This is a genomic window from Pseudomonas capeferrum (assembly GCF_000731675.1).
Taxonomy (GTDB): Bacteria; Pseudomonadota; Gammaproteobacteria; order Pseudomonadales; family Pseudomonadaceae; genus Aquipseudomonas; species Aquipseudomonas capeferrum.
Genome location: NZ_JMIT01000002.1, coordinates 408,429 through 426,914, shown reverse-complemented (window position 1 = coordinate 426,914; position 18,486 = coordinate 408,429). Strand labels below are relative to the sequence as shown.

Below are 18,486 nucleotides of genomic sequence, written 5' to 3'. Positions count from 1 at the left end.
AAGGAGCCACTGCATGTTCGAATCCGCCGAAATCGGTCACAGCATCGACAAGGAAACCTACGACGCCGAAGTGCCTGCCCTGCGCGAAGCGCTGCTCGAAGCCCAGTACGAGCTCAAGCAGCAGGCGCGGTTCCCGGTGATTGTGCTGATCAACGGCATCGAAGGGGCTGGCAAGGGCGAGACGGTCAAGCTGCTCAACGAGTGGATGGACCCGCGCATGATCGATGTGCTCACCTTCGACCAGCAGACCGACGAGGAACTGGCCCGGCCACCGGCTTGGCGCTACTGGCGGGCGCTGCCACCGAAGGGGCGGATGCGGATGGGGGTGTTCTTTGGCAACTGGTACAGCCAGATGCTTCAGGGGCGTGTGCACGGGGTATTCAAGGACGCGGTACTCGACCAGGCCATCACTGGCGCCGAACGGCTGGAACAGATGCTGTGCGACGAAGGCGCGCTGATCATCAAGTTCTGGTTCCACCTCTCCAAGAAACAGATGAAAGCCCGCCTCAAGGCGCTCAAGGACGATCCACTGCACAGCTGGCGGATCAGCCCGCTGGACTGGCAGCAGTCCGAGACCTACGACCGCTTCGTGCGGTTTGGCGAGCGCGTACTGCGCCGTACCAGCCGTGACTACGCGCCCTGGCACGTGGTCGAGGGGGTCGACCCTTACTATCGCAGCCTGGCGGTGGGGCGCATTTTACTGGAGAGCCTGCAAGCCGCACTGGCCAACAACCCCAAGGGCAAGCACCACGGCAACGTCGCGCCGTTGGGCCGCAGCATCGACCAGCGCAGCCTGATCGGCGCCCTGGACATGACCCTGCGCCTGGACAAGCAGGATTACCAGGAGCAACTGGTGACCGAGCAGGCGCGCCTGGCCGGCCTGCTGCGCCACAAACACATGCGCCGGCATGCCTTGGTGGCGGTGTTCGAAGGTAACGATGCGGCCGGCAAGGGCGGCGCGATCCGCCGGGTGGCAGCCGCGCTGGACCCACGCCAGTACCGTATCGTGCCGATTGCCGCGCCCAGCGAAGACGAGCGGGCGCAGCCGTACCTGTGGCGGTTCTGGCGGCAGATACCGGCGCGGGGCAAGTTCACCATCTTCGACCGGTCCTGGTATGGCCGGGTGCTGGTGGAGCGGGTCGAGGGTTTCTGCACCCCGGCCGACTGGATGCGCGCCTACAGCGAGATCAATGATTTCGAAGAGCAGTTGGTGAATGCGGGCGTGGTGGTGGTCAAGTTCTGGCTGGCGATCGACCAGCAGACCCAGCTGGAGCGCTTCGAGGAACGCGAGCAGATACCGTTCAAGCGCTACAAGATCACCGAGGACGACTGGCGCAACCGCGAGAAGTGGGACCTGTATACCGAGGCGGTGGGCGACATGGTAGACCGCACCAGCAGTGAGATCGCACCGTGGACGCTAGTCGAAGCCAACGACAAACGCTGGGCACGGGTGAAGGTATTGCGCACTATCAATGAGGCGCTGGAAGCGGCATTTGCCAAAGACAAAAAATAGCCCCAGTGGGGGTTCAGCCATGCCGCGGCGGAATGACCTGATGAATTCTTTTCACGGCTGTTTGCCCCGCTGCCGCCCGTCAAGCCCGTAGAATCCAACCACCCCCACCACGGGCTTGAACGAGGGCTTTATGCACACCACTTCCGGACGCAGGGTCTATGGCCTGTTCCTGGCACTTCTGACCGCGCTGCTGTGGGGCATCCTGCCGATCAAGCTCAAGCAGGTGCTGCTGGTGATGGACCCGGTCACCGTCACCTGGTACCGCCTGCTGGTTTCCGGTGGGCTGTTGTTCGCCTGGCTGGGGGCCAATCGCCGGCTGCCAGCGTTCGGCAAGCTCGGGCGCAAGGGCAAAGGGCTGGTGGCTGTGGCCGTGCTCGGCCTGATGGGCAACTACGTGCTGTACCTGATCGGCCTCAAGCTGCTCAGCCCTGGCACCGCACAACTGGTTGTACAGGTCGGCCCGGTACTGTTGCTGGTGGCCAGCGTGTTCGTGTTCAAGGAGCGGTTCAGCCTGGGGCAGGGGGTGGGCCTGCTGATTCTGATCGGGGGGTTCGGCCTGTTCTTCAATCAGCGCCTGGAAGAACTGCTGACCTCGCTCGGCGCATACACCACAGGCGTGTTGACCATTTTGCTGGCGACCAGCATCTGGGTGTTTTACGCCCTGAGCCAGAAGCAGCTGCTGACGGTATGGCACTCACAGCAGGTGATGATGGTGATCTACCTGTGTTGCGCCGCGCTGCTCACGCCTTGGGTGCATCCGCTGGAAGCGTTGCAACTGTCGCCGCTGCAGGGCTGGCTGCTGCTGGCCTGCTGCCTGAATACCCTGGTGGCTTATGGTGCCTTCGCCGAAGCCCTGGCGCATTGGGAGGCTTCGCGGGTGAGTGCGACGTTGGCGTTGACGCCGCTGGTGACTTTTGTGGCAGTGGCTATTGCGGCCTGGATGTGGCCGGCGTATGTGCATGCCGAGGACATCAATGCCCTGGGGTATCTGGGTGCGGTGACGGTGGTGCTGGGGTCGGCGTTGGTGGCGCTGGGGCCTTCGTTGGTCGCTGGCTGGCGGGCGAGAAAGGCCCGCCTGGCGCAGGTGCATCTATAACCTGCGCCGCTAAGGGCCAGTAGCGGCAGCCGCTGAATCAGCCCTTGCCGCCCGGTGCCAGCATGTTCTCCGGCCGCACCCACTGATCGAACTGCTCATTGGTCAGGTACTTCAACTCCAGTGCCGCCTCGCGCAAGGTCTTGCCCTCGCCATACGCCTTCTTGGCAATCTCCGCTGCCTTGTCATAGCCGATATGCGGGTTCAGCGCCGTCACCAGCATCAAACCGCGCTCCAGGTGCGCCGCCATCTGCTCGGCGTCGGGCTCGATGCCGGCCACGCAGTGTTGCTGGAAGTTGCGGCAACCGTCGGCCAGCAGTTCCACCGACTGCAGCAGGTTGTGGATGATCACCGGTTTGAACACGTTCAGCTGCAAGTGGCCCTGGCTGGCGGCAAAACCGATCGCCGCGTCGTTGCCCAGCACCTGGCAGGCCAGCATCGACAGCGCCTCGCACTGGGTCGGGTTGACCTTGCCAGGCATGATCGAGCTGCCCGGTTCGTTGGCTGGCAGGCGCACTTCGGCAAGCCCCGCACGTGGGCCGGAGCCGAGCAGGCGCAGGTCGTTGGCGATTTTCATCAATGCCACGGCCAGGGTCTTCAAGGCCCCGGCCAGGCTGGTCAGCGGTTCATGGCCGGCCAGCGCCGCAAACTTGTTGGGCGCGGTGACGAACGGCAAGCCGGACAGCGCGGCCAGCTCTGCGGCGATGGCTTCGGCGAAGCCGTGTGGCGCGTTCAGGCCTGTTCCCACGGCCGTGCCGCCCTGGGCCAGCTCACAGACCGGGGGCAGGGTGGCGCGGATGGCGCGCTGGGCATAGTCGAGCTGGGCGACGAAGGCGGAAACCTCCTGGCCGAAGGTGATCGGCGTGGCGTCCATCATGTGCGTGCGGCCGGTCTTGACCAGCTTCTGGTGGCGCGCCGACAGCTCGGCCAGCCCTGCCGACAGCTCGGCGATCGCCGGCAGCAGCTGTTCATGCACCGCCTGGGCTGCGGCAATGTGCATGGCCGTGGGGAAGCAGTCGTTGGAACTCTGCGAGCGGTTGACGTGGTCGTTGGGGTGCACCGGCGTCTTGCCGCCGCGGCCCTTGCCGGCCAGTTCGTTGGCACGGCCGGCGATGACTTCGTTGACGTTCATGTTGCTCTGGGTGCCGCTGCCGGTCTGCCAGACCACCAGCGGGAACTGATCGTCATGCTGGCCGTCGAGCACTTCGTCGGCGGCTTGCTCGATCAGCCGGGCGATTTCGGCCGGCAGGTCACCGTTGCGATCGTTGACCCGTGCTGCAGCCTTCTTGATCAGCGCCAGGGCGTGCAGCACCGCGAGGGGCATGCGTTCCTTGCCAATGGCGAAGTTGATCAGCGAACGCTGGGTCTGCGCACCCCAGTAGGCGTCCTCAGGAACTTCGACCGGGCCCAGGCTGTCTGTCTCGATACGGCTCATTCTGCGCTCACTCCTTTGTGGTTCGAAATCGCAGTTTAGGCCCTGATTCGACAGAGCGGTTCCATCGCTCGTCGTCCCCACTTGAGCACATCGCCACCACAGCGCAGAATGCTCATCTCTGAGGTACCCGCCTCCCTCTCTTGAAGGAAATGCAATGACCCGTCTCCGTGTCCTCTGTGCCGCCGTCGCCCTGGCCTGTGCCAGCGGCCAGGTACTCGCTGCCACCGCCAGTCACAACGCTGCCGCCGAGAAATTCCTGACCCTGGCCAACGCCGACAAGCTGGGCACTCCGGTCTATATGCAGGTCCAACAGATGTTCGCCCAGCGCTTTGCCCAGACCAAAGCGCCTTCGTCGAAGCAGCCGGTACTGGAAAGCTACCAGGCCAAGGCCAATGCCGCCCTGGACAACGCCATCGGCTGGAACAAGCTGAAGCCGAAAATGGTCGACCTGTACACCGCGACCTTCACCGAGACCGAACTCAAGGACCTGGTCAAGTTCTACGAGTCGCCGCTGGGCAAGAAAGTGTTGCGCGAAATGCCAAAGGTTACCCAGCAGTCGGCGCAGCTGACCCAGCAGAGCCTGGAACCTGCAGTGCCGGTGGTCAACAAGCTGCTCGAAGACATGACCAAAGAGCTTGATCCGAACGCTGGCAAGGCTGCCGTCCCCGCCAAGAAGTGAGTAACGCGTGATGAGCATGCAGCACCGCATCGAGCAACAACTGGCAACGCTGGCGCCGCAACACCTGGAAGTGCTCAATGAAAGTCACATGCACAGTCGTGGTCAGGAGACCCACTACAAGGCAGTGATCGTCAGCGAGCAGTTTGCCGGGCTGAACAGCGTCAAGCGCCACCAGAAGGTCTACGCCACCATGGGTGAGCTGATGGGCGAGATTCATGCCCTGGCCATCCACACGTACACTGCCGAGGAGTGGGCCAAGGTGGGTGTTGCACCGGCCTCGCCGGTGTGTGCAGGCGGTGGGCACTGAATCCTTTTTGTTGATCTGGTAGAATCTGCACCATCCGGGGGCCGCTTTGCGGCCCCCTGCTTTTTGTCCAACCCGGTCCGCCCCTTACGAGGGCAACCACCAGGAGATTCAGTTTCATGTCACAACCGATCGTCGTCGCGGCGCTGTACAAGTTCGTCACCCTGCAAGACTACGTCGAACTGCGCGAGCCACTGCTCAAGGCCATGCTCGACAATGACGTCAAAGGCACCCTGCTGCTGGCCAACGAAGGCATCAACGGCACCGTGTCGGCCACCCGCGAAGGCATCGACGGCCTGCTCGCCTGGCTGCGCAGTGACCCGCGCCTGGTGGATGTCGACCACAAGGAATCGTACTGCGACGAGCAGCCGTTCTACCGCACCAAGGTCAAGCTCAAGAAAGAGATCGTCACCCTCGGCGTACCGGGCGTTGACCCCAACCAGAAGGTGGGGACCTACGTCGAGCCCAAGGACTGGAACGCCCTGATCAGCGACCCTGAAGTGCTGCTGATCGATACCCGCAACGACTACGAAGTGGCCATTGGCACGTTCAAGGGCGCCGTCGACCCCAAGACCGAAACCTTCCGCGAGTTCCCCGACTACATCAAGGCCAACTTCGACCCGAGCAAGCACAAGAAGGTGGCGATGTTCTGCACCGGTGGCATCCGTTGCGAAAAAGCCTCCAGCTACATGCTCGGTGAAGGCTTCGAGGCGGTCTATCATCTTAAAGGTGGCGTCCTGAAGTACTTCGAAGAAGTGCCTCAGGAAGAAAGCCTGTGGGACGGCGATTGCTTCGTCTTCGACAACCGCGTCACGGTGCGTCATGACCTGAGCGAGGGCGAATATGACCAGTGCCATGCCTGCCGCCATCCGATCAATGCAGAGGAACGCGCGTCCGAGCACTACTCGCCAGGTGTGAGCTGCCCGCACTGCTGGGACAGCCTGAGCGAGAAGACTCGCCGCAGCGCCATCGACCGGCAGAAGCAGATCGAGCTGGCCAAGGCGCGCAACCTACCGCACCCGATCGGTTACAACTACAAAGCCGAGGCCTGATGCATGTCTGCACGCCTGCTTTATGTGATGGACCCGATGTGCTCCTGGTGCTGGGGCTTCGCGCCGGTGGCTGCGGCCCTGATCGCCCAGGCACGTGATGCCGGCGTGCCGACCCGCGTGGTGCCAGGCGGCCTGCGCACGGGCGGCAGCGCCCTGGATGCCTCGACCCGCAAGTACATCCTCGAACATTGGCAGGCGGTGGCCGAAGCCACCGGTCAGCCGTTTCGTTTCGAGGGCGCCATGCCCGATGGGTTCGTCTACGACACCGAGCCTGCCTGCCGCGCCCTGGTCACTGCCCGCGAGCTGGACGCCGAGCGCGTCTGGCCACTGCTGGCGCTGATCCAGGGCTCGTTCTACGCGGCCGGCGTCGACGTCACCACCGCGCCGCAACTGGTCGAACTGGCCGAACAGGCAGGCTTTGACCGTGCGGCGTTCGCCGAGGCCTTCGCCCGCGCCGACACCCGTGTGGCCACAGCCGCTGATTTCACCTGGGCGCAGGACCTGGGTATTGCCGGTTTCCCCACCCTGCTGGCCGAGCGCAACGGCCAGCTGGCGTTGCTGACCAATGGCTACCAGCCTCTGGAGCGCCTGCAACCCTTGCTCGGCCGCTGGCTGCAGCAGGCTGCCTGTGCTTGATGTGCCTGGGTCACCCGACCCTGTGCCTGGGAAGCCTCACAGTGCGGCCGATCGCCTGAGCTGGGCGGAAATCCGCCGCTTGGCCCTGCATCACAAGAAAAACCTCTGGTCCGCCAATCTGATTGCCGTACTGGCGGCCTGTTGCAGCGTGCCGATCCCTTTGCTGCTACCGCTGCTGGTGGACGAAGTGCTGCTTGGCAACGGCGATGCTGCGCTGAAGTGGATGAACCAGGTGCTGCCGGCCAACTGGCAGGTGGCCGCTGGCTATATCGGCCTGATGCTGGCGCTGACGCTTTGCCTGCGCCTGGCGGCCCTGGCCTTCAACGTGGTGCAGGCCAAGCTGTTCGCCGGGTTGGCCAAGGACATCGTCTACCGCCTGCGCATCCGCCTGATCGAGCGGCTCAAGCGGATTTCCCTCAAGGAATACGAAAGCCTGGGCAGTGGCACCGTGACCACTCACCTGGTCACCGACCTGGACACCCTCGACAAGTTCGTCGGCGAGACCCTCAGCCGCTTCCTGGTGGCCATGCTGACCCTGACCGGTACGGCGGCGATACTGATCTGGATGCACTGGCAGCTGGCGCTGCTGATCCTGTTGTTCAACCCCCTGGTGATCTACTTCACCGTGCAGCTGGGCAAACGGGTCAAGCACCTGAAGAAGCTTGAAAACGACAGCACCGCGCGCTTTACCCAGGCGCTGTCGGAAACCCTCGACGCCATCCAGGAGATCCGTGCCGGCAACCGCCAGGGCTACTTCCTCGGTCGGCTTGGCCTGCGTGCGCGGGAAGTGCGCGACTACGCCGTGGACTCGCAATGGAAAAGCGACGCCAGTGGCCGCGCCAGTGGTTTGTTGTTCCAGTTCGGCATCGACATCTTCCGCGCTGCGGCGATGCTTACGGTGCTGTTTTCCGACCTGTCGATCGGCCAGATGCTGGCCGTGTTCAGCTACCTGTGGTTCATGATCGGCCCGGTGGAGCAACTGCTCAACCTGCAATACGCCTACTATGCCGCTGGCGGTGCCCTGAGCCGGCTCAACGAGTTGCTGGCGCGTGCCGACGAGCCGCAGTACCCGGCCGCCACTGACCCGTTTGCGGGGCGCGAAACGGTGGGCATCGAGGTTCGCGACCTGCGCTTTGCCTATGCCGAGGAGCCAGTGCTCGACCACCTCGACCTGTCCATTGCCCCGGGCGAGAAGGTGGCCATCGTGGGGGCCAGTGGCGGCGGCAAGAGCACCTTGGTGCAACTGCTGCTTGGCCTGTACAGCGCCCAGGCGGGGACCATCCGCTTTGGCGGTGCCAGCCTGCAGGAGATCGGCCTGGAGACCCTGCGCGAAAACGTCGCGGTGGTGCTGCAGCACCCTTCGTTGTTCAACGACAGCGTACGCGCCAACCTGACCATGGGTCGCGACTGCAGCGACGACGCCTGCTGGCAGGCGCTGCGCATTGCGCAGCTCGACGCCACCATCGCGGCTTTGCCGCAAGGCCTGGACAGTGTGGTCGGGCGCTCTGGCGTGCGCCTGTCCGGGGGGCAGCGGCAACGGCTGGCCATCGCCCGGATGGTGCTGGCCGAACCCAAGGTGGTGATCCTCGACGAAGCCACCTCGGCGCTGGATGCCGCCACCGAGTACAACCTGCACCAGGCCCTGGCACGTTTCCTCGATGGCCGTACCACGCTGATCATCGCCCACCGCCTGTCGGCAGTGAAGCAGGCTGATCGGGTGCTGGTGTTCGATGGCGGGCATGTGGCCGAAGATGGCGACCATCAGCAACTGATTGCCGACGGTGGGTTGTACGCCAAGCTATACGGGCACCTTCAGCAAACCTGAGCTCCCCAACAGGCTGAATAGGCTGCCAGGCTGTCATAAAAATCCCCTCCACGCAGATGGCAAATGGCCTACGCTGTGCTTGTCTGGGTTGATTCGAGCCTTATCTGCTCTGTGACAGGGACTCCATGAAGGGACATCGCACTCTAGAAGCGCCGAAGTTGCTCGGTATCATCTGGCCCTTCATCGCCGTCGTGGTTTTCCAGGCGGCGCTGGGCAGTATCAGCCTTTATACGCTCTCGGCGGTGCGGGCCTATGTAGCGGGCGAGAGCTTGTGGTCCAAGGCTCAGAAAGACGCCATCTATTACCTCAACCTGTACGCCGACAACCGTGATGAAGGCACGTACCAGCGTTACCGCCAGGCCATCACGGTGCCCCAAGGCGACCACCAGTTGCGTGAGGTACTCGATCAGCCCAACCCAGACCTGAACGCTGCGCGCCAAGCTGTGCTGCAGGGCGGCAACCACGCCAACGACGTCGAACGCATCATCTGGTTCTATCGCAACTTCCGCAACATCAGCTACATGCAGACGGCCATCGACTACTGGGACATCGGCGACCGCTACCTGGGCCAGCTGGATGTGCTTGCCAGCGAAATGCGCAAAGGGTTTGCCGAGGGCCCGGTCGATGCCCGCACCATCAGCGACTGGAAGGCCCGTATCGTCGCCATCAACGAAGGGGTCACCCCGGCCGCCAGAGCCTTCAGCGACGCGCTGGGGGAGGGGTCGCGCGTGCTGCTGCAAGTGTTGCTGATCACCAACCTGCTCACCGCGCTGGTCCTCATCACCATCGCCTGGCGCCGTTCCAGCAAGTTGCTGGCCCAGCGCCAGGCATTCGCCAGTGCCTTGCAAGCAGAAAAGGAGCGGGCGCAGATTACCCTGCAGGCCATTGGCGATGCAGTCATTACCACCGACGTCGAAGGCAGCATCGGCTACATGAACCCCGCCGCCGAACAGCTTACCCACTGGCAGGCCGGGCAGGCTCAGGGCTTGCCGCTTTCGGCGTTGTTCAGCCTGGTGGACGAACAGGCCGAGGAAGATGGCCGCAGCCTGGTCGAGCAGGTACTCAGCGGCAGCCTCAGGGGTGGCGCCGAGCATGCCAGGCTGATCCAGCGCCTGGATGGCAGCACCGTGTCGATAAACCTGGTGGGTTCGCCCATTGTCAGCGACGGGCAGGTCAGTGGCATCGTGCTGGTACTGCACGACATGACCCAGGAGCGCCAGTACATCGCCAACCTGTCCTGGCAGGCGACCCATGACGCCTTGACCGGCCTGGCCAACCGCCGCGAGTTCGAATACCGCCTGGAGCTGGCGCTCAACGGCCTGGCGCGCCAGGCGGGGCGGCATTCGCTGATGTTCCTCGACCTGGACCAGTTCAAGCTGGTCAACGATACCTGTGGCCATGCTGCGGGTGACGAGCTGTTGCGGCATATCTGCGCCGTGTTGCAGTCCGGCCTGCGTGAAGGCGACACCCTGGCCCGGCTGGGCGGTGACGAGTTCGGCGTGCTGCTGGAAAACTGCCCGCCGGACCAGGCCGAGCGCATTGCCGAGCAGTTGCGTCAGATGGTCCAGAGCCTGCATTTTGTGTGGAAGGGGCGGCCGTTCGTCACCACGGTGAGCATTGGCCTGGTGAACATGGCGCAGGCACCCGGCACCCTGGAAACCTTGCTGCGCGCCGCCGACATGGCCTGCTACATGGCTAAGGAAAAGGGTCGCAACCGGGTCCAGGTGTACCACGCCGACGACAGCGAGCTGTCCATGCGCTTTGGCGAGATGGCCTGGATACAGCGCTTGCACGTGGCCCTTGAAGAAAACCGCTTCTGCCTGTACGCCCAGGAAATCGCCGCGTTGAAGGCCATCGATGGCCCTGGGCATATCGAGATCCTGCTGCGCCTGCATGATGAGAGTGGCCGTACCATCCTGCCCAGCAGCTTCATCCCGGCGGCCGAACGTTACGGCCTGATGACCGCCCTTGACCGCTGGGTGGTGCGTAATGTGTTTCAGGTCATCCGCCAGTGCCTGGATGAAGGCCGCGAAGGGCCATTGTCCATCTGCGCGATCAACTTGTCGGGGTCGAGCATTGGTGACGACAAGTTTCTCGAGTACCTGCAGCGGTTGTTCGTCGAGTACGCCATCCCGCCGCGCATGATCTGCTTCGAGATCACCGAAACCAGTGCGATTGCCAACCTTGGCAGTGCTATTCGCTTCATCAACGAACTGAAAGGGCTAGGCTGCAGGTTCTCGCTCGACGACTTCTGTGCCGGGATGTCGTCGTTCGCCTATTTGAAGCATTTGCCCGTGGATTTTCTGAAGATAGACGGTAGTTTCGTCAAAGACATGCTCGACGACCCGGTCAATCGAGCCATGGTGGAGGTCATCAACCACATCGGTCATGTGATGGGCAAGCGGACCATTGCCGAGTTCGTCGAAACCCCCTTGATCGAGCAGGCCCTGCAGGAAATCGGCGTGGATTACGCCCAGGGCTACCTGATCGAACGCCCCCAGGTGTTCACCTGTGACAGTCTGCAACGCCAACGGATCGCCGCCAGGCCTCTGTTGCAGCGGGCACCTGGCACATTTCGCTAGTTAGACAGCGGCTTTCGCTGACACAAGACGTCCGAAAAATCACATGGATCAAGGAGCTGAAAGTGATTGATGCATTCGTTCGTATCGGGCCATTGATGGACCCCGCCAGTTACCCCCAATGGGCTCAGCAACTCATTGAAGAGTGCCGCGAAAGCAAGCGCCGGGTGGTCGAGCATGAACTGTACGAGCGCCTGCGCGATGGTCGGCTGAAGCCATCGACCATCCGTCAGTACCTGATCGGCGGCTGGCCGGTGGTCGAGCAGTTTTCGCTGTACATGGCCCATAACCTGACCAAGACCCGCTATGGCCGCCACCCTGGCGAAGACATGGCGCGGCGCTGGTTGATGCGCAACATCCGGGTCGAACTCAACCATGCCGACTATTGGGTGCACTGGTGCCATGCCCATGGCATTCACCTGCATGAGCTGCAGGCCCAGGAAGTACCGCCTGAATTGAACGGGCTAAACGACTGGTGCTGGCGGGTGTGTGCCACCGAAAACCTGGCGATTTCCATGGCGGCGACCAACTATGCCATCGAAGGCGCGACCGGGGAGTGGTCAGCGGTGGTGTGCGCCAATGACACCTATGCCATGGGCTTCCCCGAGGACCAGCGCAAGCGCGCCATGAAGTGGCTGAAGATGCATGCGCAGTACGACGATGCGCACCCGTGGGAAGCGCTGGAAATCATCTGCACCTTGGCGGGGGAGAACCCGACGTTGGGGTTGCGTACCGAATTGCGTCGGGCGATCTGCAAGAGCTACGACTGCATGTACCTGTTCCTGGAGCACTGCATGCAGCTGGAAGGGCGTCAGCAGGGGCGGGTGCGGCCGGCCTTGGCGGCAGGCTGATCGTCTGCCTGTGCTGGCCTCTTCGCGGGCTTACCGACAAAGAGGCCAGCACAGACAGCCCGCAAATCACTGGGCGTTGAACGCCTGCCCATTCACCCCGGTGCTGTCCGGCCCCATCAGGTACAGGTACACCGGCATGATCTCTTCCGGCAGCGGGTTGTTCTGCGGGTTCTCGCTCGGGTAGGCCTGGGCCCGCATCGCCGTGCGCGTGGCGCCTGGGTTGATGCTGTTGGAACGCACGGGTGCAACCCCTTCCAGTTCGTCGGCCAAGGTCTGCATCAGGCCTTCGGTGGCGAACTTCGACACCCCGTAAGCGCCCCAGTAAGCCCGGCCTTTGCGTCCGACGCTGCTGGAGGTGAACACCACCGAGGCGTCCTCCGACAGCTTGAGCAGCGGCAACAGGGTGCTGGTGAGCATGAAGGTGGCATTGACGTTGATGTGCATCACGCGCATGAAGTTGTCACCCGACAACTGCTCCAGTGGCGTGCGCGGGCCGATGATCGAGGCGTTGTTGAGCAGGCCGTCGAGGCGCCCGAACTGGTCTTCGATCATGACCGCCAGCTCGTCGTACTGGTGGGGCAGGGCGGTTTCCAGGTTGAACGGGATCACCACCGGTTGCGGGTGCCCGGCGGCCTCGATCTGGTCGTAGACCTCGTTGAGGTTGGCCTCGGTCTTGCCCAGCAGCAGCGTGGTGGCGCCCAGTGCGGCATAGGCCTTGGCGGCCGCGGCACCGATGCCGCGGCCGGCACCGGTCACCAGGATGACCCGGCCTTTGAGCAGGTCGGGGCGGGCGGTGTAGTCGAACATTGTCTATTCCCTATTTCTATGGGCGGTGCTGGCGCTTGACGCTCAGCAGCCGCACAGCGCGCTGTCGATCACCTTGCGCAGTTCCAGCGGGTGGTCCACCACCACGTCGGCACCCCAGTTGTTGGGGTTGTCTTCTGGATGAATATAGCCGTAGCGCACCGCCGCCGTGCGGGTGCCGGCATCGCGGCCAGACTCGATATCGCGCAGGTCATCGCCGACGAACAGAACGCTGGCCGGGTCCAGGTTCAGGGTCTTGCAGGCCAGGATCAGCGGCTCGGGGTCGGGCTTGCTGTTTTTCACGTGGTCCGGGCAGATCAGCAGCGCCGAGCGCTCGGCCAGGCCCAGGCGTTGCATGATCGGTTCGGCGAAGCGCATCGGTTTGTTGGTGACCACGCCCCACACCAGGTTGCCTTTTTCGATGTCGGCCAGCAGCTCGCTCATGCCGTCGAACAGCTTGCTGTGCACCGCGCAGTCGCGCTGGTAGCGCTCGAGGAATTCCAGGCGCAGGGCCTCGAAACCTTCGGCCTCCGGGTCCATGGCGAAGGTGGTGGCGACCATGGCGCGGGCGCCACCGGAAATCACCCCGCGAATCAGGTTGTCGTCCACCGCCGGCAAACCGCGTTCGGCGAGCATGGCCTGGCAGATGGCGATGAAGTCCGGCGCCGTGTCGAGCAGGGTGCCGTCCATGTCGAAGAGTACCGCTCGCAAACGCATGCTCATTCCTCGCGCAGGGTCTGGATCATGTAGTTGACGTCCACATCGCCGCACAGCTTGTAGTGCTTGGTCAGCGGGTTGTAGGTCAGCCCGATGATGTCCTTGACCTCAAGGCCGGCAGCGCGGCTCCAGGCGCCAAGCTCCGAGGGGCGGATGAACTTCTTGAAGTCGTGGGTACCGCGCGGCAGCATCTTCAGCACGTACTCGGCGCCGACGATGGCCAGTAGGTAGGCCTTGGGGTTGCGGTTGATGGTGGAGAAGAACACCTGGCCGCCGGGCTTGACCATGCGGTAGCAGGCGCGGATCACCGACGAAGGGTCGGGGACGTGCTCGAGCATCTCCAGGCAGGTGACCACGTCGAACTGCTCGGGCATCTCTTCGGCCAGCGCCTCGGCGGTGATCTGCCGATACTCCACCTCGACACCGGATTCCAGCTGGTGCAGTTGGGCCACCGCCAACGGTGCCTCGCCCATGTCGATGCCGGTTACCTTGGCGCCACGCAGGGCCATGGATTCGCTGAGAATGCCGCCACCGCAGCCCACGTCCAGCACCTTCTTGCCAGCCAGGCCGACCCGCTCGTCGATCCAGTTGACGCGCAACGGGTTGATTTCATGCAGCGGCTTGAACTCGCTTTCACGGTCCCACCAGCGGTGGGCCAAGGCTTCGAACTTGGCAATTTCGGCGTGGTCGACGTTGCTCATTTAAGAGTCCTCTGAAACTTCGCTAAATTGGGCCGGAGTATACCCGAGCGCTCAAGGCCGAGGGTCGCTATAATCGCCGGCTTTTGATATCCGAACGACGGGGAGAGGCGATGCGCGAGCGACTTTTGGCGGCGGAGAAGGTGACCGCGATCCGCTGGCAAGGCGGCGTTCTGCATCTGCTCGACCAGCGCTTGCTGCCGTCGCAGGAATGCTGGCTGGCCTGCGACAATGTCGCGCAGGTGGTGGCAGCGATCCGTGACATGGCCGTGCGCGGCGCATCGGCCATCGGTATTGCTGCGGCCTACGGCCTGGTCCTGGCCCTGGAAGAACGGCTGGCCGAGGGCGGCGACTGGGAGCTCGACCTGGAAGAGGACTTCCTCAGCCTGGCCGAGGCGCGCCCCACTGCTGCCAACCTGTTCTGGGCGCTGAACCGCATGCGCGAGCGCCTGCAGCGCCTGCGCCCGGAAGACGACGTGCTGGCGGTGCTGGAGGCCGAAGCGGTGGCGATCCATGAAAGCGATCGCGAAGCCAACCTGACCATGGCCCAACACGGCATCGAGCTGATTCGCCGTCATCAGGGCAATGCCCAGACCCTGCTCACCTACGGCAATGCCGGCGCCCTGGCCAGCGGTGGTTTCGGCACCGCGCTGGGGGTGATCCGCGCGGGGTACCTGGAAGGCATGGTCGAGCGGGTCTACGCCGGCGAGACCCGCCCCTGGCTGCAAGGCTCGCGCCTGACTGCCTGGGAGCTGGCCAACGAAGGCATCCCGGTCACGTTGTGCGCCGATTCGGCCCTGGCCCACCTGATGAAGACCAAGGGCATTACCTGGGTGGTGGTCGGTGCCGACTGCATTGCCGCCAATGGCGATGTGGCGAGCAAGATCGGCACCTATCAACTGGCGGTCAGTGCCATGCACCACGGTGTGCGCTTCATGGTGGTGGCGCCGAGCACCAGCATCGACCTCAACCTGGCCACGGGCGAGGATATCCCGCTCGAAGAGCGCGATGCCGACGAGTTGCTGGATTACGCTGGCACCCGCGTAGCACCGGATGTCGAGGTGTTCAACCCGGTATTCGATGTGACCCCGGCGGACCTGATCGACGTGATCGTGACCGAGCGTGGCATGGTCGAGCGCCCGGATACCGCCAAGCTGGCTCAATTGATGTGCCGCAAGCGCCTGCACTGAAGGGGTGTCCGGCGCGGCATCATTGGCGGCTGTGAGAAACCATGGCGTACACTTGCCGGCCGCCTTTGTGATAACATCCGGCAGTTTCCAAGACCGCCCATCACGGCGGCCAAATTTGCGCAGATCCATGGCACAACTCATTGATTTGTCGTAAGTCGTCGCACCACTGCGCGTCGCGGCGGCGAGCTTCGTTCGGCCCTTGATGGAGCTGCGAAGTTTCACCAGAAAAAGGAATCAGGCTTCTCATGGGCGAACTGGCCAAAGAAATCCTCCCGGTCAATATCGAAGACGAACTGAGACAGTCTTACCTCGACTACGCGATGAGCGTGATTGTCGGGCGAGCGCTGCCCGATGCACGTGACGGCTTGAAGCCCGTGCATCGTCGCGTTCTCTATGCGATGAGCGAACTGGGCAACGACTGGAACAAACCGTACAAGAAGTCCGCCCGTGTGGTCGGTGACGTGATCGGTAAGTACCACCCGCACGGCGACACTGCGGTCTACGACACCATCGTGCGTATGGCCCAGCCGTTCTCGCTGCGCTACCTGCTGGTCGACGGCCAGGGCAACTTCGGTTCGGTGGACGGCGACAACGCTGCAGCCATGCGATACACCGAAGTGCGCATGGCCAAGCTGGCCCACGAGCTGCTGGCCGACCTGCACAAAGAGACTGTCGACTGGGTGCCCAACTATGACGGCACCGAGCAGATCCCTGCGGTCATGCCGACCCGGATCCCCAACCTGCTGGTCAACGGTTCCAGCGGTATCGCCGTGGGCATGGCGACCAACATCCCGCCGCACAACCTCGGCGAGGTCATCGACGGCTGCCTGGCGCTGATCGACAACGCGGAAATCACCATCGATGAGCTGATGCAGTTCATCCCGGGGCCGGACTTCCCGACTGCCGGCATCATCAACGGCCGTCAGGGCATCATCGAGGCGTACCGCACCGGCCGTGGCCGCATCTACATGCGTGCCCGCTCCGAGGTCGAGGACATCGACAAGGTCGGTGGCCGCCAGCAGATCGTCGTCACCGAGCTGCCGTACCAGCTGAACAAGGCGCGCCTGATCGAGAAGATCGCCGAGCTGGTCAAAGAGAAGAAAATCGAAGGCATCACCGAGCTGCGCGACGAGTCCGACAAGGACGGCATGCGCATTGTCATCGAGCTGCGTCGCGGCGAGGTGCCGGAGGTAGTGCTCAACAACCTCTATCAGCAGACCCAGCTGCAGAGCGTGTTCGGCATCAACGTCGTGGCATTGATCGACGGTCGCCCGCGCCTGCTCAACCTCAAGGACCTGCTCGAAGCGTTCGTCCGTCACCGCCGTGAAGTGGTCACGCGCCGTACCGTGTTCGAGCTGCGCAAGGCCCGCGAGCGTGGCCACATCCTTGAAGGCCAGGCAGTTGCGCTGTCCAACATCGACCCGGTCATCGCCCTGATCAAGGCTTCGCCGACGCCGTCGGAAGCCAAGGAAGCGCTGATTGCCACTGCCTGGGAGTCCAGCGCTGTGCAGGTGATGGTCGAGCGCGCCGGCGCCGACTCCTGCCGCCCTGAAGACCTGCCAGAGCAATTCGGCCTGCGCGAAGGCAAGTATTACCTGTCGCCGGAACAGGCCCAGGCGATCCTCGACCTGCGCCTGCACCGCCTGACTGGCCTCGAGCACGAGAAGTTGCTGGCCGAGTACCAGGAAATCCTCGAGCAGATCGGCGAACTAATCCGCATCCTCAGCAGCGCCGAGCGCCTGATGGAAGTGATCCGCGAAGAGCTGGAAGCGATCCGTGCCGAATACGGCGATGCTCGCCGCACCGAAATTCTCAACGCCAGCCACGACCTCAACTACGGTGACATGATCCCGGAAGAAGAGCGCGTGGTGACCATCTCCCACGGTGGCTATGCCAAGACCCAGCCGCTGTCCGCCTACCAGGCCCAGCGCCGTGGCGGCAAAGGCAAGTCGGCGACCGGTGTGAAGGACGAGGACTACATCGAGCACCTGTTGGTCGCCAACAGCCATGCCACCCTGTTGCTGTTCTCCAGCAAGGGCAAGGTGTACTGGAAGAAGACCTACGAGATCCCGGAGGCCTCCCGCGCTGCCCGTGGCCGCCCGCTGGTCAACCTGCTGCCGTTGGAAGAAGGTGAGCGCATCACCGCCATGCTGCAGATCGACCTTGAAGCCCTGCAGCAAAGCGCCGATCCGGATGAAGAGCTGGAAGACGGCGACGAGAGCGTGATCGAAGGCGAAGTGGTAGAAGCCGAAGAAATCGACGAAGAAGATGGCGACACCCTTGAGTGGGTGGCTGAGCCGACTGGCGCGTACATCTTCATGGCAACCGCTTCGGGTACCGTCAAGAAAACCCCGCTGGTGCAGTTCGCCCGTCCGCGCTCCAACGGCCTGATCGCCCTGAAGCTTAAAGAAGGCGACACCCTGATTGCCGCGGCCATCACCGATGGTGCCAAGGAAGTCATGATGTTCTCCGACGCCGGCAAGGTGATCCGCTTCGCCGAGAGCGTGGTGCGCGAAATGGGCCGTACCGCCCGTGGTGTGCGCGGCATGAAGCTGGGCAAGGGGCAGCAGATCATTTCGATGCTGATCCCTGAGTCCGGCGCGCAGATCCTTACCGCCTCCGAGCGTGGCTTCGGCAAGCGTACGCCGTTGTCCAAGTTCCCGCGTCGCGGCCGTGGTGGCCAGGGCGTGATCGCCATGGGCACCAAGGGGCGCAACGGTCTGTTGATCGGTGCCATCCAGGTCCAGGAAGGCGAAGAGATCATGCTCATCTCCGACCAGGGCACCTTGGTGCGGACACGGGTTGGCGAGGTGTCCAGCCTGAGCCGTAACACCCAGGGCGTGACGCTGATCAAGCTGGCGGCGGACGAAACGCTGGTCGGCCTGGAGCGTATCCAGGAGCCATCCGAGGAAGAGCTCGACGAGTTGGTCGAGGCGGGCCCGGAGGGTGACGCGCCGGAGGCTGTCGATGATGACGGCGCGGGTGCCGAAGAGGCACCGCAAGAGTAAGCACACGCAACAACCCGAACGGGGCGACCAAGGTCGCCCCGTTTGACTGATTGAGCAGGCCGCTCCTACAGGGGCGGGGCCAGCAAGTGACGATTTGTTCTA

The 18,486-nt window shown here is 63.4% G+C and carries 15 protein-coding genes; 11 read left to right on the top strand and 4 right to left on the bottom strand.

Annotation, left to right across the window (positions count from 1 at the left end):
- Nucleotides 1-13: 13 nt before the first annotated feature.
- Nucleotides 14-1,513 (top strand): polyphosphate:AMP phosphotransferase, encoded by a 1,500-nt coding sequence (gene pap, locus PC358_RS14420; protein WP_033700715.1) that lies wholly within the window; start codon nucleotides 14-16, stop codon nucleotides 1,511-1,513.
- 130 nt (nucleotides 1,514-1,643) lie between these two features.
- Nucleotides 1,644-2,609 (top strand): DMT family transporter, encoded by a 966-nt coding sequence (locus PC358_RS14415; protein ID WP_033700714.1) that lies wholly within the window; start codon nucleotides 1,644-1,646, stop codon nucleotides 2,607-2,609.
- 37 nt (nucleotides 2,610-2,646) lie between these two features.
- On the opposite strand, the gene PC358_RS14410 is transcribed toward PC358_RS14415, so the two are convergent.
- Entirely contained in the window at nucleotides 2,647-4,041 is a 1,395-nt protein-coding gene (locus PC358_RS14410) for a class II fumarate hydratase (protein ID WP_033700713.1), read from the bottom strand.
- Between the two features lie 154 nt (nucleotides 4,042-4,195).
- Between PC358_RS14410 and PC358_RS14405 the strand changes: the two genes are divergently transcribed.
- From PC358_RS14405 to PC358_RS14375, 7 genes are all read left to right on the top strand, one after another.
- Nucleotides 4,196-4,720: a DUF2059 domain-containing protein gene (locus PC358_RS14405; protein WP_033700711.1), complete on the top strand. Its 525-nt coding sequence runs from the start codon at nucleotides 4,196-4,198 to the stop codon at nucleotides 4,718-4,720.
- Nucleotides 4,721-4,730: 10 nt separating this feature from the next.
- Entirely contained in the window at nucleotides 4,731-5,027 is a 297-nt protein-coding gene (locus PC358_RS14400) for a BolA family protein (RefSeq protein WP_033700710.1), read from the top strand.
- Between the two features lie 116 nt (nucleotides 5,028-5,143).
- On the top strand, nucleotides 5,144-6,076 hold the full coding sequence (gene trhO / locus PC358_RS14395; RefSeq protein WP_033700709.1) for an oxygen-dependent tRNA uridine(34) hydroxylase TrhO: 933 nt from the start codon (nucleotides 5,144-5,146) through the stop codon (nucleotides 6,074-6,076).
- Nucleotides 6,077-6,079: 3 nt separating this feature from the next.
- A complete protein-coding gene (locus PC358_RS14390) occupies nucleotides 6,080-6,712 on the top strand; it encodes a DsbA family protein (RefSeq protein WP_033700707.1) in 633 nt (210 codons plus the stop codon).
- Nucleotides 6,705-8,537, top strand: a complete 1,833-nt coding sequence (locus PC358_RS14385) for an ABC transporter ATP-binding protein (protein ID WP_033700706.1) — start codon at nucleotides 6,705-6,707, stop codon at nucleotides 8,535-8,537. Before PC358_RS14390 ends, PC358_RS14385 begins: the two co-directional genes overlap by 8 nt.
- Before the next feature lie 125 nt (nucleotides 8,538-8,662).
- Nucleotides 8,663-11,119 carry an EAL domain-containing protein gene (locus PC358_RS14380; protein ID WP_033700705.1) on the top strand — a complete coding sequence of 819 codons (2,457 nt, stop codon included), beginning with the start codon at nucleotides 8,663-8,665 and terminating at the stop codon, nucleotides 11,117-11,119.
- A 62-nt stretch (nucleotides 11,120-11,181) separates the two neighbouring features.
- Entirely contained in the window at nucleotides 11,182-11,967 is a 786-nt protein-coding gene (locus PC358_RS14375; RefSeq protein ID WP_033700704.1) for an iron-containing redox enzyme family protein, read from the top strand.
- A gap of 66 nt (nucleotides 11,968-12,033) precedes the next feature.
- Here PC358_RS14375 and PC358_RS14370 read toward each other — a convergent pair whose 3' ends face one another.
- From PC358_RS14370 to ubiG, 3 genes are read right to left on the bottom strand one after another with little or no spacing between them, the layout of a single operon-like run.
- The gene (locus PC358_RS14370) at nucleotides 12,034-12,774 is read right to left on the bottom strand and encodes a YciK family oxidoreductase (protein WP_033700703.1); all 741 of its coding nucleotides are present in this window, start codon (nucleotides 12,772-12,774) and stop codon (nucleotides 12,034-12,036) included.
- Between the two features lie 42 nt (nucleotides 12,775-12,816).
- Complete coding sequence (mupP, locus tag PC358_RS14365) at nucleotides 12,817-13,488, bottom strand: N-acetylmuramic acid 6-phosphate phosphatase MupP (protein WP_033700702.1); 672 nt, start codon at nucleotides 13,486-13,488, stop codon at nucleotides 12,817-12,819.
- Between the two features lie 2 nt (nucleotides 13,489-13,490).
- Entirely contained in the window at nucleotides 13,491-14,189 is a 699-nt protein-coding gene (gene ubiG, locus PC358_RS14360) for a bifunctional 2-polyprenyl-6-hydroxyphenol methylase/3-demethylubiquinol 3-O-methyltransferase UbiG (protein ID WP_033700701.1), read from the bottom strand.
- Nucleotides 14,190-14,299: 110 nt separating this feature from the next.
- On the opposite strand from ubiG, the gene mtnA reads away from it, so the two are divergent.
- Together mtnA and gyrA are read left to right on the top strand one after the other, a co-directional pair.
- Nucleotides 14,300-15,376: an S-methyl-5-thioribose-1-phosphate isomerase gene (gene mtnA / locus PC358_RS14355; protein ID WP_033700699.1), complete on the top strand. Its 1,077-nt coding sequence runs from the start codon at nucleotides 14,300-14,302 to the stop codon at nucleotides 15,374-15,376.
- A 245-nt stretch (nucleotides 15,377-15,621) separates the two neighbouring features.
- Entirely contained in the window at nucleotides 15,622-18,384 is a 2,763-nt protein-coding gene (gene gyrA, locus PC358_RS14350) for a DNA gyrase subunit A (RefSeq protein WP_033700698.1), read from the top strand.
- Nucleotides 18,385-18,486: the final 102 nt, after the last annotated feature.

Bases quoted from the DNA above. Each gene is read 5' to 3' on its own strand.
- PC358_RS14370 (WP_033700703.1), bottom strand. From the start codon at position 12,774: ATGTTCGACTACACCGCCCGCCCCGACCTGCTCAAAGGCCGGGTCATC.
- PC358_RS14415 (WP_033700714.1), top strand. From the start codon at position 1,644: ATGCACACCACTTCCGGACGCAGGGTCTATGGCCTGTTCCTGGCACTT.
- trhO (WP_033700709.1), top strand. From the start codon at position 5,144: ATGTCACAACCGATCGTCGTCGCGGCGCTGTACAAGTTCGTCACCCTG.
- mtnA (WP_033700699.1), top strand. From the start codon at position 14,300: ATGCGCGAGCGACTTTTGGCGGCGGAGAAGGTGACCGCGATCCGCTGG.
- PC358_RS14410 (WP_033700713.1), bottom strand. From the start codon at position 4,041: ATGAGCCGTATCGAGACAGACAGCCTGGGCCCGGTCGAAGTTCCTGAG.
- gyrA (WP_033700698.1), top strand. From the start codon at position 15,622: ATGGGCGAACTGGCCAAAGAAATCCTCCCGGTCAATATCGAAGACGAA.
- PC358_RS14405 (WP_033700711.1), top strand. From the start codon at position 4,196: ATGACCCGTCTCCGTGTCCTCTGTGCCGCCGTCGCCCTGGCCTGTGCC.
- PC358_RS14400 (WP_033700710.1), top strand. From the start codon at position 4,731: ATGAGCATGCAGCACCGCATCGAGCAACAACTGGCAACGCTGGCGCCG.
- PC358_RS14380 (WP_033700705.1), top strand. From the start codon at position 8,663: ATGAAGGGACATCGCACTCTAGAAGCGCCGAAGTTGCTCGGTATCATC.
- PC358_RS14390 (WP_033700707.1), top strand. From the start codon at position 6,080: ATGTCTGCACGCCTGCTTTATGTGATGGACCCGATGTGCTCCTGGTGC.
- mupP (WP_033700702.1), bottom strand. From the start codon at position 13,488: ATGCGTTTGCGAGCGGTACTCTTCGACATGGACGGCACCCTGCTCGAC.
- pap (WP_033700715.1), top strand. From the start codon at position 14: ATGTTCGAATCCGCCGAAATCGGTCACAGCATCGACAAGGAAACCTAC.
- ubiG (WP_033700701.1), bottom strand. From the start codon at position 14,189: ATGAGCAACGTCGACCACGCCGAAATTGCCAAGTTCGAAGCCTTGGCC.